The organism is Alistipes montrealensis (genome assembly GCF_018362775.1).
Classification (GTDB): domain Bacteria; phylum Bacteroidota; class Bacteroidia; order Bacteroidales; family Rikenellaceae; genus Alistipes; species Alistipes montrealensis.
This window is the reverse complement of record NZ_JAGYXY010000009.1, coordinates 92,484-105,738: the sequence shown is the minus strand read 5'-3', so window position 1 is coordinate 105,738 and position 13,255 is coordinate 92,484. Positions and strand designations below refer to the sequence as shown.

General features: G+C 46.8%; 13 protein-coding genes and 1 tRNA gene. 11 read left to right on the top strand and 3 right to left on the bottom strand.

Features of this window, described 5'->3' with window-relative positions; translation table 11 throughout:
* Positions 1-335: 335 nt before the first annotated feature.
* Both KG007_RS13880 and KG007_RS13875 read right to left on the bottom strand, forming a co-directional pair.
* The gene (locus tag KG007_RS13880; protein WP_213349735.1) at positions 336-881 is read right to left on the bottom strand and encodes a UpxY family transcription antiterminator; all 546 of its coding nucleotides are present in this window, start codon (positions 879-881) and stop codon (positions 336-338) included.
* A gap of 404 nt (positions 882-1,285) precedes the next feature.
* Entirely contained in the window at positions 1,286-2,041 is a 756-nt protein-coding gene (locus KG007_RS13875) for a phage integrase SAM-like domain and Arm DNA-binding domain-containing protein (RefSeq protein WP_249413377.1), read from the bottom strand.
* 334 nt (positions 2,042-2,375) lie between these two features.
* Between KG007_RS13875 and KG007_RS13870 the strand changes: the two genes are divergently transcribed.
* The 10 genes from KG007_RS13870 (at position 2,376) to KG007_RS13825 (ending at position 11,824) form a co-directional block, all read left to right on the top strand.
* Positions 2,376-3,650 carry a site-specific integrase gene (locus KG007_RS13870; RefSeq protein WP_213349733.1) on the top strand — a complete coding sequence of 425 codons (1,275 nt, stop codon included), beginning with the start codon at positions 2,376-2,378 and terminating at the stop codon, positions 3,648-3,650.
* Between the two features lie 40 nt (positions 3,651-3,690).
* Positions 3,691-4,458, top strand: a complete 768-nt coding sequence (locus KG007_RS13865; RefSeq protein ID WP_249413375.1) for a type IV toxin-antitoxin system AbiEi family antitoxin — start codon at positions 3,691-3,693, stop codon at positions 4,456-4,458.
* A complete protein-coding gene (locus tag KG007_RS13860) occupies positions 4,451-5,359 on the top strand; it encodes a nucleotidyl transferase AbiEii/AbiGii toxin family protein (protein ID WP_213349730.1) in 909 nt (302 codons plus the stop codon). Before KG007_RS13865 ends, KG007_RS13860 begins: the two co-directional genes overlap by 8 nt.
* 595 nt (positions 5,360-5,954) lie before the next feature.
* Positions 5,955-6,293 carry a helix-turn-helix domain-containing protein gene (locus tag KG007_RS13855; RefSeq protein ID WP_213349728.1) on the top strand — a complete coding sequence of 113 codons (339 nt, stop codon included), beginning with the start codon at positions 5,955-5,957 and terminating at the stop codon, positions 6,291-6,293.
* A 2-nt stretch (positions 6,294-6,295) separates the two neighbouring features.
* Positions 6,296-6,661, top strand: coding sequence for a DUF6291 domain-containing protein (locus tag KG007_RS13850; RefSeq protein ID WP_213349726.1), 366 nt, complete (start codon positions 6,296-6,298; stop codon positions 6,659-6,661).
* Between the two features lie 25 nt (positions 6,662-6,686).
* Complete coding sequence (locus tag KG007_RS13845) at positions 6,687-7,631, top strand: PriCT-2 domain-containing protein (RefSeq protein WP_249413374.1); 945 nt, start codon at positions 6,687-6,689, stop codon at positions 7,629-7,631.
* 436 nt (positions 7,632-8,067) lie between these two features.
* Positions 8,068-8,403 (top strand): hypothetical protein, encoded by a 336-nt coding sequence (locus tag KG007_RS13840; RefSeq protein WP_147619861.1) that lies wholly within the window; start codon positions 8,068-8,070, stop codon positions 8,401-8,403.
* A 30-nt stretch (positions 8,404-8,433) separates the two neighbouring features.
* On the top strand, positions 8,434-9,021 hold the full coding sequence (locus KG007_RS14025; RefSeq protein WP_249413373.1) for a hypothetical protein: 588 nt from the start codon (positions 8,434-8,436) through the stop codon (positions 9,019-9,021).
* Positions 9,022-9,376: 355 nt separating this feature from the next.
* Positions 9,377-10,138: a hypothetical protein gene (locus tag KG007_RS14020; RefSeq protein ID WP_249413372.1), complete on the top strand. Its 762-nt coding sequence runs from the start codon at positions 9,377-9,379 to the stop codon at positions 10,136-10,138.
* Between the two features lie 273 nt (positions 10,139-10,411).
* Positions 10,412-11,824 (top strand): KAP family P-loop NTPase fold protein, encoded by a 1,413-nt coding sequence (locus tag KG007_RS13825; RefSeq protein WP_213349722.1) that lies wholly within the window; start codon positions 10,412-10,414, stop codon positions 11,822-11,824.
* Positions 11,825-11,938: 114 nt separating this feature from the next.
* Here KG007_RS13825 and KG007_RS13820 read toward each other — a convergent pair.
* A tRNA-Pro gene (locus tag KG007_RS13820) sits at positions 11,939-12,013 on the bottom strand.
* A 102-nt stretch (positions 12,014-12,115) separates the two neighbouring features.
* Here KG007_RS13820 and KG007_RS13815 point away from each other — a divergent pair.
* Complete coding sequence (locus KG007_RS13815; RefSeq protein ID WP_213349720.1) at positions 12,116-13,255, top strand: ABC transporter substrate-binding protein; 1,140 nt, start codon at positions 12,116-12,118, stop codon at positions 13,253-13,255.

Genomic DNA, 13,255 nt, shown 5'->3' with positions numbered 1-13,255 from the left:
CCGGGTGCGGGAAGAGTCCACGCACCAGCAGGTACGCGACGAACGTCGAGAAAACAGAGACGACGGTATCGATGGCTAGGATAAGCCACGACGAAAAGTAACGTGACGAAACGTACTTCTCGATTCCTAAACCTGACAATAAATGATAAAGCATGGAGTGAGGCGAAAAATTACCGGAAACCTGACCGACAGGATAGCCGGAATGCAATATGAATCGATCCCTGCCGGAACAGGGATAAGCCGATTATCGGTGACCTAAAATAAAAATTATCGAAATTCCCGCCTGCAGAGAGATCTGCGGACGGAATACGTACAGGTTCGGCAGAATAGACCGATTAATCCGTCGTGATTTTTTCGAGAAAACTGCCGGGAATGTAAGTCGTCGCCACAGCTACGACCCCTTCGATCGAGACGATCAGCCGCCGGTTGCCCTTGATGCGTCTGATATACCCCTCGGCCCCCTTGAAAACACCCTCCGTAACGCGCACCCGGTCGCCCTGGCGGAACTCCGCCGGCACTTCACCGAGGTATTCCAATCCGGGGTCGTCGATCGATGTAACCAGCATAAAGGCATTCATCTCCTGATCGGGAATGACGGCCGGCTTTTTGGTATCCCGGTCGAAATAGACCATCAGCGGAGTAGTCGGCCTTACCCGCTGCATCAGTTCAAGCACCGAGCGTTCGGCCTGCCGGACGAACATCAGTGAAGAGACAGCCGGTTCTCGGCGGCAGATCGTCCTGCCACCGACGGTTGTTTCTATGGAACGTAACGGGATATAGGTTTTTACACCGTCCTGTGCGAGAAGCCTTTCGACATCGAACACCCGGTTGTAAAAAACTTTCAGTGCATACCAGTGCTCTTCGTCACTCTTGTCGAACATAGCTTGCTAAAGGGCATACTTTACAATCCCCCGCAGATAAGAAACCAGCCCGTGCAAGGCAGTTTTTCAGCGAGGCAATCGGGGGTTGGCCGCTTGTAATCCGACACCTGATGCAACCGTTCCTGACCCAGGAACAACACCGAAACCCCTGTAAAAAATGCAACCTCCGAAGAAGAGGCAATTTTTACTACACAAAAGTATGAATTATTGGCTGAATAACCAAACATTTCATTTCAATCTTTTCGATCCAAAAGTTTCAGCAATTAAACAATTGCCTATATATCAATATTTTACACAACAAATAATTATCACATGCGTCCAAATAGACAACAAAACACCCGTTTTGTTCTATTCGGCAATCCGAACGCGATAAAACCCATAAAAAATGCGACCCGAAGGCCGCATTAAACAGGGTTCAAAATTACCGGAAATCTACTCGATCCGTTCTGCCCCCTCCCCTGTGAACAATCAGCGTCGATAATCTTCATCATGTCTGTCTTGCTCAACGCTCGTTTCGGTGTACGGGTGTTGAATTTGCTAATCTTGTACTCGTTGAATGGGTTTTTCTCCCTGCTGACAATCTTTGCCTTAATTGCTCGGTTGAACATCGCCCGTAAAGTCCGCATCTGGAAACTCAATGTCGTTTCCTTATTGCCTTTCGACCGCATCCATCCCTCGAAAGCACTCAAAAACGCTTCGTCTATCTGACCGAACGTATAGGACAGCGGTTTGTCAGCGTTAAAGGATTTGAGCACGTTGTAGGAGTTCAGATAGGCATAAGCATTACCAACCGCTCCCTCCCGCTTGAGTTGTTCCACCGTCCGCAAATAAAAACTCTCTACCGTCTCGGACTGGATTTGCTCACGGGTCTGTTCCTTTACGAGCGTTTCAGCCGTATAGTCTTCATCGCGGGCGGCTTTCTCCAATAATTTGGTTTGATACTCGGATTTGACTTTCAGAATGATTTGCTGGATGTACTTGCGGTCGGGACACTTGGGTTTAGGCTCGTTGCGGTCGAAATCCCAGTTAGACGGATGCACGGAAACACCCAAACTTTTCATCGTCCGTTTACGGTCTTTCGTAATGCGCAACATGAGCGGATGCTCCCCGTTGGCGAGGGTTTTGCTTTTGAAACAAACAACTGAAATAGTGGCGTCCATAGCCTTTTGGCGGTTTACACCACGGTTTCACAGACCGTGTAAACCAACGTAAAAACGGGGTCAGAGGCCACGAATCAATCAACCGCCAACAAACGAAAAAAGGCTCGGCAATCATCAGATTACCAAGCCTTTCCATCAGTCGGGGGGGGGTGACTGGATTCGAACCAGCGACCACACGCCCCCCAGAGGAGAAATTTATTTTTTCCGATAAAAGTAATTAACTTTATTTTAGTATATTTACATCACGTACAGATAATTGCGATTTTGACTTATTGTCATCTATTGCGATTTTTCTTGTACCACTTTTGTACCACCAATTATTTTGCATCGGGAAATGGCCTATTCGGTTCGCATCGTTTTACGGAAATACAAACCCAATTCAATGGGGTATCACATTCTCCAATTATGCGTCACTAAAAACAGCAGTCGCAAGCGCATCAGTCTGAAATTATACGTCGATCCGGCCTATTGGGACAATTCGGCCGAACGACTTATCATCGAACGGAATTTGAAAGGTGAAAAACAGCGGGAGGCCAATAAGAAACGCATTCAGGACAATGCCTTTCTGGACAAGGTCAAGGCCCGCGCCCGCGAGATTATCGAGAAGTTCGAGATAGACGGCATCGACTGGACGCTGAATCAATTTGAGGAAACATTTTTGAGCCCCTCCAAGCAGGGCAAATTCTGCGCATACCTCGAAAGCCATATTCAAACACTGCGGGATACCGGCCACACGGGCAACGCCAAATGCTATTTCGAAACACTTCGGCTGCTCAAATATTACGACGGCAAACTGAATCAACGGCTATTCTCCGACATCGACCTGCGTTACGTGCGCAATTTCGATACGTTCCTGCAAAAGCGAGGTTGTAAGGGCAATACCCGCAAATATTATTTCAAGGCATTGCGAACTATATTGAATCAAGCGAACCGGGAGGGTATCGGCTCGGAGGCAGCCTATCCTTTCGGAAAAGGCGGCTTCGAGATCGCCAAGCTGGAAGAAGCGACGGAGAAGCGTTACCTTCCGCCTCAAGACTTGCAAAAACTCAAAGATACGCCCGCACAGAATCCCCAGAACGAATACGCCCGGCAACTCTTTCTTTTTTCTTACTACTGCTACGGAATGTCGTTCGTCGATATGGCCTACCTTACGACCGATCATATTCAACGGCTGGCCGACGGAAATTATATCGTCTACAAACGCAACAAGATTAAGCACCAAAAGAACGTAACTGCCATCCGAATCCATATCACGCCGGAGATTCAAGGATTGATCGAACGGCTGAAATCTGCCTCGCCAACCGTCGATAACTATTTGTTACCGATTATTACCTGTTCCGGCTATACGGGCGAGAAGCTATACAACCACATCCGAAGCCGTTACGCCAAATATCAAAAATATTTGAAATCGTTGGCCGAAGAACTCGGTATCGATTATCATTTGACCAGCTATGTAAGCCGTCATACAATGGCAATGACCTTGCAATACAATAAAATCCCGCGCGAAATCATTTCGCAGATGCTCGGTCATGCCGACCTCGAAACGACCAACACCTACCTCGACAGCTTCGACAACAAGGTAATCAACGAGGCGGCAAAAGTTTTGTAATAGACTAATAATGGTTTAATATTTTTTGTATATTTGCGCTATGAGCGTAAAAAACAAGTCGAAAATAAACCAGTTACTACAAGGGGTTCCGACTGGAGCCGTGTATCTGACCTCGTGGATGAAGCAAAATAATATACCGCACTCCACCCAACACAGATACGTCGAATCCGCTTGGCTGACCCCCATAGGGACAGGTGCAATGATCCGCACGGGCGATACGCCGACGTTATACGGAGCCATATACAGCCTCAATACACAGGCTGACAAACATCTGACAATAGGAGCCATGTCGGCATTGGAGATACACGGATATTCGCACTACCTTCCGATGGGCAGACCGACCGTTTCGCTGTCTGCGCCACAAAAGGAGTATTTACCGCTTTGGTTCAGAAAATACGACTGGGGCGTTACACTCCGGCTGTTTACCACCGAAATATTCAATTCCGACACCGGAATCACCACCACCCGACAAGGGGTTTTCGAGTTGCCGATCTCTACCCCGGAACGGGCGTTTATGGAGTGTCTGCACCTCGCTCCGCAATATTACGACATTACCGACCTCTATTATGTGATGGAAATGCTGTCGATACTCCCGCCGAAGAATGTACAACGACTGTTGGAGGAGTGCCGTTCCGTCAAAGTGAAGCGGCTGTTCCTCTTTATGGCCGAAAAGGCCCGTCATGCGTGGTTCGAGGCCCTTGACCTCGACCGGATAGACCTCGGCAGCGGCAAGCGGGTAATCGCCAAAGGAGGCGTTTACGATAAGAAATACCAAATCACGATTCCGGCAGAACTGAAAAATGATTAATCAAGAGTACAAAGAGCGCGTGCGGCTGTTGCTCCGCATCATCCCGATTATTTCGACGGAAGAATGTTTTGCCGTTCACGGCGGCACGGCAATCAATCTGTTCGTGCAAAATCTGCCGCGATATTCAGTAGACATCGACCTGACCTACATTCCCGTCAAGCCGCGGGAAGCAAGCCTCGCCCATATCAAAGAACGGCTGAAAGCGGTAAAGGCAAAGATCGAGACTGCGATACCGGGCATTGCAGTACGCGAAGTTCCCAACAAACTGATCTGCACCCATAACGGGCATTTCGTCAAAGTGGAGGTAAACGACGTGAAGCGCGGCATCATTGCACCGCCCATCGAATTACCCTTATGCGACCTTGCCCAAGAAGATTTCGGCGTATTCTGCAAAGCCCGCATCGTGCCGCTGTCGCAACTCTATGGCGGCAAGATCACGGCGGCACTCGACCGCCAGCACCCGCGCGACCTGTTCGATGTAAGTCTGATGCTCGATTATATCAAAGACTTTGACCAGATTAAGCGCGGTTTCATCTTCTGCCTGCTGGGAAGCGACCGCCCGATCTTGGAGTCCCTTAATCCTAATTTCAACGACCAGCGCGACGCCCTGACCAACCAATTTGAGGGCATGTCCTCAACGCCGTTCACCTACGAGCAGTACGAAGCGACCCGCCGCCGACTGGTCGAGTATATCAACGACCATCTGACACCGACCGACAAAGCATTTTTACTCGGATTCGAAGACGGGACGCCGGATTGGGACGCATCGGAATACCGGGATTTCCAGCATTATCCGTCGGTTCAATGGAAACTGCTTAATATACAGAAATTAAAGTCTCACGACCAAAAGAAGCACGAGGATGGATTGAAGAAATTGAAAACGTTCTTTTTCGGTTCATAAAGCTACGTTTGTCATGTATTCCCCGCCTATTAAATACGATGATTTCCTACAAAAATTCTCGACAGAAGCAGATGCGTTTCAATTTTATCAAACGTACTGTGGAATCTATTGTCCCTCATGTGGAGATAAACGGTTTTCTTATTTACGAGATGTCAAGCCCTACATGGCCTACTGCAAAAAATGCCATAAGGAATTCTCGATATTGAAAGATACGATTTTCGTTCGAAAGGAGACAGACTTCAGATTTTGGCTCTACATCGGGTATCTGCATTACCGAATGCAAACAGATATGATAATCGATCGCCTCAACATAGCAGCCTTACAGCGGGACATGCAGGGAACCACCTACAAATCACTGTGTCGCATCAACCGCAAACTGGCACACTGGTTCGATGAGATAGATGCTTCCGACAGAGACAATTTATTCGCATCGCTTCACAGAATATTAAAATAGACCTGTTTTTTGTACTTATAGGGATATTTTCAATGACACTCCCCTGAAATCCTCGGATTTCAGGGGATTTTTTCATATGTAGTCCAACTAAGTATACATTATGATAAAAACAGACGAAAACCCATATAATTCAATAGAAACATGAACAAATTCACCGATGAAACCCCGATCGCAATGCTGACCGTGGGACAACTGAAAAAGATTCTCGGCATCGACCGAATCTTGGGTAATCTTACTGCGAATCAAGCTCCGACCGAGCAAGTAATGACCATCGAGGAGGTCGTGCGCCTGACCGGATACAGCAAGGCGACGATTTACAAATTTACGAGCGACCGAAAGATTCCGTTTCGCAAGCCGGAGCATAAAGGCCGTAAGCTTTACTTTAACCGTGAGGAGGTTCTCGACTGGTTGCAGAGCGAATCACACCCGACGATCGAACAGGAAAACATCCAGAGAATAAACCAATTAAAAAAGCATTAACCATGAAAACTGAAACAACAATGAGCAAGTCAGTATTCGACCCGGAGGTTCCGCCCCGTGAAGGGTTCATCTTCTACCGTACTTTTTACGAAGCGCTGGCCTCGATGAAGAACAGGGCAAGATTACATCTCTATGATGTGATTATGAGATACGCCCTCTATGGCGAGGAACCGACGGATCTCAACGGGGAGCAGATGCGAATTTTCATAATAATCCGCCCCCAGTTGGATGCCAACGAACGGAAACGGCAAGCAAAGTACAAGGAGAAGGCAATCAAAAAGAATAAAAAATCCAACGAATTTTTCACAAAAACTGAAGACGAAGAAAATGACAATTTACCAATACTCAACGATATACAATATGAATAGGTCGCTCCTAAAAGATAATTCTAACATGAAAGAAAACGAATATGACAATGGACACACGGAAAGGCAAACAGTCGGTTCGAATCCCTCAAAACTCCCTCTGATCAAAGTCTCCGTATTCGAGAACTATTACGCGACAGAACCCCTCGACTGTGTTGACCTGATAAAGTGGTTCAAGACAGCCCGATTCAAGGAGCAGGTCATCGCTTTCCGCACGACCTCCAACGAGAAGGTCCGCCAACGGATTAAACGCAACCTGCCGTGCATCACTCCCAGCGGGATATTCAATACTCGGAGCCGTGACGGGCTGGTTCAGCACAGCGGGTTCATATGTATTGACATCGACCACAAGGACAACGGCGTATTCGGGCCGGAGTGGTTCGAGAAGAAGAAACTCGTCGCCAAGACCTTCGACAGCTTGTTCTGTGCAAGTATGTCGATCAGCGGGAATGGCCTGTGCCTGATTTTCCGCATTGCTCACCCGGACATGCACCTGGCACAGTTCGACGCTCTGGTTCGGGAGATCTACGAGAAAACGGGGCTCGTCGCCGACCAAGGGTGTTGCGATGTCTGCCGCTTGCGGGGAGCCAGTTACGATGCCTACCCATACATCAATCCGCACGCAAAGCCTTATCGGGGCGTGCTGAAAGAAAGAACGGCAAGGGCCAAAGTCCGGACAGCCCGGGAAAAGGAGCTGCTCGATGAAAAGGTCTATAAATTAATCAAGAAAATCCGTGAAGAGAAGAAGGATATCACCAACGACTATCACGACTGGTATTGCATCGGATGCGCCTTGGCGCACGAATACGGCAAGGAGGAGGGGCTTCGGTTATTTCATCTGGTCAGCATGCACTCCAAGAAGTATTACCCGACCGAATGCGACGAGCAGTTCGCCAAATGTCTGCGAAGCCGAAAAATCGGGATCGAGACCTTCCTATGGATTTGCAAGAAACACGGGGTGACGTTCAAGTAGCCCACCGTCCCGCACGCGGAGCCGGAACCTTGTCGAAGGGTTCCGGCTTCTTTTTATTATATCTGCATCCCTGCGTAGATAGTACCCGAAAGCATGTTTGGCGAAATTTGCACAACAAGGCCCCGATGGGTGTCGTCAATTGCGAAATATTTTTTACCTTTGTCTTGTCGCGCAAGCGGCGTATATTGGTGAAAGTGTTTCGATTTAACCTCGAATAGGAATCTGGAAAATTCAATTTGCTGAGGGTAAACGACGGCACTCATCACTTGTATTGGTATGCGAGATATAATCCCCATACTATACAGGTGTGGGGTCTTGTGTCAGTTTATTTCAGCAAAGGTATTCCAGAACCTCTATTCGAATAAAACGGGCAGCTCCACACTTTCTTTTTGTAATCATGCCAAGTCGGGGCTGGGTGGCGCAAACACTTACCGTCATGGAGGAAATTACAGCCTACTCGATTCTCAAAGAATTAGGTAACGATGCGTTGTACAAGTACATTTACGAGAACATCGCCGAACTCACCTTTGACTCGCACCGAATTACTAATTATTTTCCGCAAGATTTCCAAGACTGTTACGAACGTATGCTGATCGCACATGCGGACGAAGGCGACATCCGGAATCGGAATGCTATTATTGCAAACCGTATAGGAATCTATCTCGGTCACAACAGCAGGGCCTTGCAGATTGAAAAGATCGGAGAAGTTACGTCTATAAACATGAACGGAGAAGAAACACCGACTTCGCTTTGGAGAAAAACAGCCATGTAACACTACCTTTAACTATCTAATAATAAAACTATGGAAGAATTTTACTCGCCTGTATGGCAGGAATACCTCGGCGGAGTGAGCGGCATTGTATTTACAATCATCATCATTCTTTTATTCGTTTTCACGTTTCGATACTTGCGTAAAAAACCTATTTCGCCCACTGCTCCGTCCCAAGTTCCGCAGGCGCCGGATGAAATGCCCGCTGTTGAAACCTCACAACCAGAACCGCTATTGATTCATTGCCCGGCCTGCGGGACGGAAATATCCCGCTACGCCCCATCATGCCTGAAATGCGGGCATCCAATCTGCCCGACCTCAAATCCAAGAGCTGCGTCGTCGGATCATAACCAGACGATAATCGTTCAAACTCCCGTTCGTCAATCTAACGGGACAGGAACCGCCGGATTCGTTTTATCTCTTATCGCCCTGATTCTGTCATGGCTCCCGGGAGTAGGCTGGGTGGTTTGGTTTCTGGGATTCCTGCTGTCTTTCATCGGCATATTCAAAAGCCCGCGAGGCTTAGCGATTACGGGCTTTATCATTTCGATAATCGACCTGATTATTTTAGTTGCACTGGTCGGAACCCTTGCCGCCATCATAGCCCCATTTTTCTTCTGATATAAAGAACCTTTAACTATGAATCACAACATGGACAATACACCGCAACCCACAGAGCAATGTTTGGAAAAGCCAACAGTCAATATCGGTAAATTAGGATTCATATTATCCCTTATTTCAATCCCCTTATGCCTCATAGCACCGACCAGCCTCCTTTTATCATGTATCGGAGCCTCCTATCGCCGTACAAAACGGACGACTGCCGGAATAATAATTTCAACAGTTACGATGCTATTACTGTTAATTCTTGTCTTTTGCATGTATTTGAGCAACAGACAGCAGCGACAATACGCTCAAGAACTGCAACGATATACCGAGCAACAAGATGCACTGCGATACTAAAAACATGAGACTTATGACCAATACCGACTTTTCAGCCCCCAGAGACATAACTCCCAATCGAATGGGTACAGCAGGTTTTGCCCTTTCCATCGGATATACCATACTGTTTATTCTATATGCAATAGTAGCCGAGGCGATTGCAAACGCCGGAATCCATATGACAGACTCGGTGTTTTCCTATTTATCGATGGTCTTAATACTAAATGTATGGCTACTCGGACTGATATTTCCCATCGGCGGACTGCGCTCACAACCCAAAGGGAAAGCAATAGCAGGATTAATCATCTCTCTATTGCCGATAATTCTGTTTCTATTTACTGCAATAATAGTAAGCCCACAAATATCAACACCTATCCGTTTTGAAAACGAATTAAAAGAACGCAAAACACAGGCCATCGAACGCATCAAGGATGTCCGCACCGCCCAGCGTGCGTTCAGAGCCGAATATCAGCGTTATGCTGAGGATTTCGACGAATTGGAGAGATTTCTTCATGCAAATCCAACCGAATTAAGATGCGACATCGAGCAACTCCGTTACATACCTAATTCCGACAACGAGTTTATCATGGAAACCGGATTTACCAAGACATCCTCTAATCGTACCGCCCCTTTCATAGAAGTTCGCGCCCCTTACAAACTCTTCCTCGATACGATCAAATATAGACGGGAAATCATCGACCTAATTGATGACGAGGTAAATAATTTCAACCGTTATCCCGGCATCAAATTCGGCTCGACAAATGAAGCCGATAATGATATTGGCAATTGGGAATAAAATTAATTTCTCGTATATAATTCCGGTCGAGGATAAAGCACATAGTTATAAGTTGTTATCCACATCCTTTCCGAATCTTCATCCCGACCATTCTTAGTTGTCCCGACCTGCCGCAACCCGGCAGGTCGCTTTGTTAAATCCCGACAGAAGATACTGCGACGCGATTACAGCTCATATAACCACGAACCCGATAAATTCATTATCTGCCTGTTTGGAACGACTGTATAAGGTAATATGATTTTTTGTATCTTTGAGAATAAACTCTATAATAAAATGAAATTCAAACATTCAGACATTGAAATTCCCCGTGAAGACCCTTTCAAAAATTGTAAACTCAATCGTCAGCCTAATGCTATTATATTAACACAAATAGTCCAAAATTACTCTGATAGCTTCGTCTTGTCTATTAACGGAGAATGGGGAACTGGGAAAACCACGTTTATGAAAATGTGGGCAGCATACTTAAAACAACAAGAGATAACATCGATTTATTTCAATGCATGGGAGAATGACTTTATCTCTGACCCAATGATTGCGTTATTGGGAGAACTACAGCAATTAAAGACTTCCAAAACAGCCAAGACATTAAATTCAATATTGGACATTGGGAGTAAAATCGCTATCAAAGCTATTCCAACATTAACCAAAGGCATTGTGAAACATTATTGCGGTAATGAATTAGCAGAAGCCGCAAAAGACGCCCTCAAGGCTGGAGCAGAGATATTCAAAACCGAGGTTATTGAATATGAGAATAAAAAGAATAAACTTGTAACTTTCAAAGAAGAACTATCCAGTTTTATTGAAAAATCTGTTCCTAACAAACCGCTTATTTTCATCGTAGATGAATTAGATAGATGTCGCCCGGACTATGCCGTCGAAGTTCTGGAAAAGATTAAACATTTTTTCTCAATAAAAGGGATTGTTTTTGTCTTATCTATCGATAAAGAACAGTTGAGTAATTCTATACGAGGACATTATGGCAGTGACCGCATCAATGCGGAAGAGTATTTACGCAGATTTATTGATGTTGAATATTTATTGCCGAAACCCGACATTGAATCATATTGCAAATACCTATATGAATACTTTAATTTCAAAGAATTTCTTGAGAGCGACGAAAGGTATCGAAATGGATTAAGCGGCGATAAAAATAATCTTTTAAGATGCGCTACCGAAATCATAAAGGCCCAAAACTATTCGTTGCGACAAATAGAAAAATTATTTGTTCACACTCGTTTAGTGTTATGTTCTTGTAGTAGTCGCCACTATGTATTCCCTTCATTAACGTTTATGTTGATATGTATCAGAACAATTAATCCTCAATATTATCAAAAGATTATAAACCAACAATTAACCCTTGACGAATTAGTCAATTTTATTCCTACTATATTTCCTGTCAACATATTTAACAACAAATCCTCACTCTCTCATACAGCTTCACTATGGGGTTTGGCTGAGTTATTCTATTGTTTTGCTCAAAGTTTTTTGAGAACACCACAACCTTTGCAATTAACAGATGATAATGTAGATTCAAGTAAACCGAAATTGACCTTTACAATTGAATATGTAGATAATGAAAAGTTAGCCAATGCAATCATTGGCTGTTATAGGTTCTATTCTGACGCAGGTTGGGGTCACATTATAAAATCAATTGATCTATTGAACCCCATATTAGAACAAATCTAATTTTCGAATAGCGACCATTTATGTACCACTTGTGTACCACCGTCATTTTTCCGGCCATATACCACAAAAGAAAAATCCTCGATATTCGATTGAATATCAAGGATTTTCCATCAGTCGGGGTGACTGGATTCGAACCAGCGACCACACGCCCCCCAGACGTGTACTCTAACCGGACTGAGCTACGCCCCGATTCCTGCCGCGGAGGATTTCCCTTCGCTTTGGGACTGCAAATATAGTATATTTTTCAAAAACAAACACATTTCCGCAGGATTTTTTTCTATTTTTGCGGAAATGAAACGATTTTCACATTTTTTACTCTCCGCTGCCGCGTGCCTCGCAATAGCCTGCGGAGGCCCCTCGGGACACGCCCTGAGCGACTTTACGACCGAAGTCTATACCCCGTTCTATGCATCGGGATTCGACATCCGCGGAACCGGCAAGGACGCCTCGACGCTCATCACGGTCCACAATCCATGGCAGGGAGGCAGCAATGTAGAGCAACACCTGCTGATCCTGCGCGACGGCGCAAAAGCCCCCGCGAACTTCGACGGACAGGCCGTAAAAGTCCCCGTCCGCCACGTGGTCTGCATGTCGTCGAGCCATGTGGCGATGTTCGACGCCATCGGACAGGTGAAACGCATCTCCGGTGTTTCGGGCATCGACTACATCTCGAATCCCTACGTTCAGGAACACCGTCTCTGCGGCGAGGTCCGCGACGTGGGCTACGATACGAACCTCAATTTCGAACTGCTTGCCGCCATGCGCCCCGACATCCTGCTGCTCTACGGCGTGACGGGTGAAAATACGGTCGTCACAGGCAAACTCCGCGAACTGAATATTCCTTATATATATATCGGCGACTATGTGGAGGAGTCCCCGCTGGGCAAGGCCGAATGGCTGGTCCTTGCCGCCGAGCTCTGCGACCTGCGTACCGCCGGCGCAGACACCCTGCAACGCATCGCTCGCGACTACCATGCCCTGAAGGCACAGCCTGCACCGGATGCGCCCCGTCCGAAGGTAATGCTGAACACCCCCTACCGCGATACCTGGTTCCTGCCCCCGACCCACAGCTACATGATCCGCCTCGTCGAGGATGCCGGCGGAGAATACGTCTATACGAAGAACGATTCGAATGCGTCGGTGGCGGTCGACCTGGAGGAAGCCTACCTGCTGGCCAACGCAGCGGATTTCTGGCTCAACGTCGGTCCCTGCAACACACTGGCGGAACTGACGGCCCAAAACCCGAAATTCGCCAATATCCCGGTCGTACGCGACCGTAAGGTCTACAACAACAACCGCCGCCAAACGCCTTCCGGAGGCTCCGACTTCTGGGAATCGGGCGTCGTGCGCCCCGACCTCGTGCTGCGCGACCTGCGGACAATCCTTTCCGGCGGCAGCGATGCGACCTACTATTACAAACGCCTCGAATAA

Excerpts from the sequence above, each read along its gene's own strand:
- KG007_RS13880 (WP_213349735.1), bottom strand. The coding sequence starts at position 881 with ATGTTCGACAAGAGTGACGAAGAGCACTGGTATGCACTGAAAGTTTTT.
- KG007_RS13875 (WP_249413377.1), bottom strand. The coding sequence starts at position 2,041 with ATGGACGCCACTATTTCAGTTGTTTGTTTCAAAAGCAAAACCCTCGCC.
- KG007_RS13870 (WP_213349733.1), top strand. The coding sequence starts at position 2,376 with ATGGCCTATTCGGTTCGCATCGTTTTACGGAAATACAAACCCAATTCA.
- KG007_RS13865 (WP_249413375.1), top strand. The coding sequence starts at position 3,691 with ATGAGCGTAAAAAACAAGTCGAAAATAAACCAGTTACTACAAGGGGTT.
- KG007_RS13860 (WP_213349730.1), top strand. The coding sequence starts at position 4,451 with ATGATTAATCAAGAGTACAAAGAGCGCGTGCGGCTGTTGCTCCGCATC.
- KG007_RS13855 (WP_213349728.1), top strand. The coding sequence starts at position 5,955 with ATGAACAAATTCACCGATGAAACCCCGATCGCAATGCTGACCGTGGGA.
- KG007_RS13850 (WP_213349726.1), top strand. The coding sequence starts at position 6,296 with ATGAAAACTGAAACAACAATGAGCAAGTCAGTATTCGACCCGGAGGTT.
- KG007_RS13845 (WP_249413374.1), top strand. The coding sequence starts at position 6,687 with ATGAAAGAAAACGAATATGACAATGGACACACGGAAAGGCAAACAGTC.
- KG007_RS13840 (WP_147619861.1), top strand. The coding sequence starts at position 8,068 with ATGGAGGAAATTACAGCCTACTCGATTCTCAAAGAATTAGGTAACGAT.
- KG007_RS14025 (WP_249413373.1), top strand. The coding sequence starts at position 8,434 with ATGGAAGAATTTTACTCGCCTGTATGGCAGGAATACCTCGGCGGAGTG.
- KG007_RS14020 (WP_249413372.1), top strand. The coding sequence starts at position 9,377 with ATGACCAATACCGACTTTTCAGCCCCCAGAGACATAACTCCCAATCGA.
- KG007_RS13825 (WP_213349722.1), top strand. The coding sequence starts at position 10,412 with ATGAAATTCAAACATTCAGACATTGAAATTCCCCGTGAAGACCCTTTC.
- KG007_RS13815 (WP_213349720.1), top strand. The coding sequence starts at position 12,116 with ATGAAACGATTTTCACATTTTTTACTCTCCGCTGCCGCGTGCCTCGCA.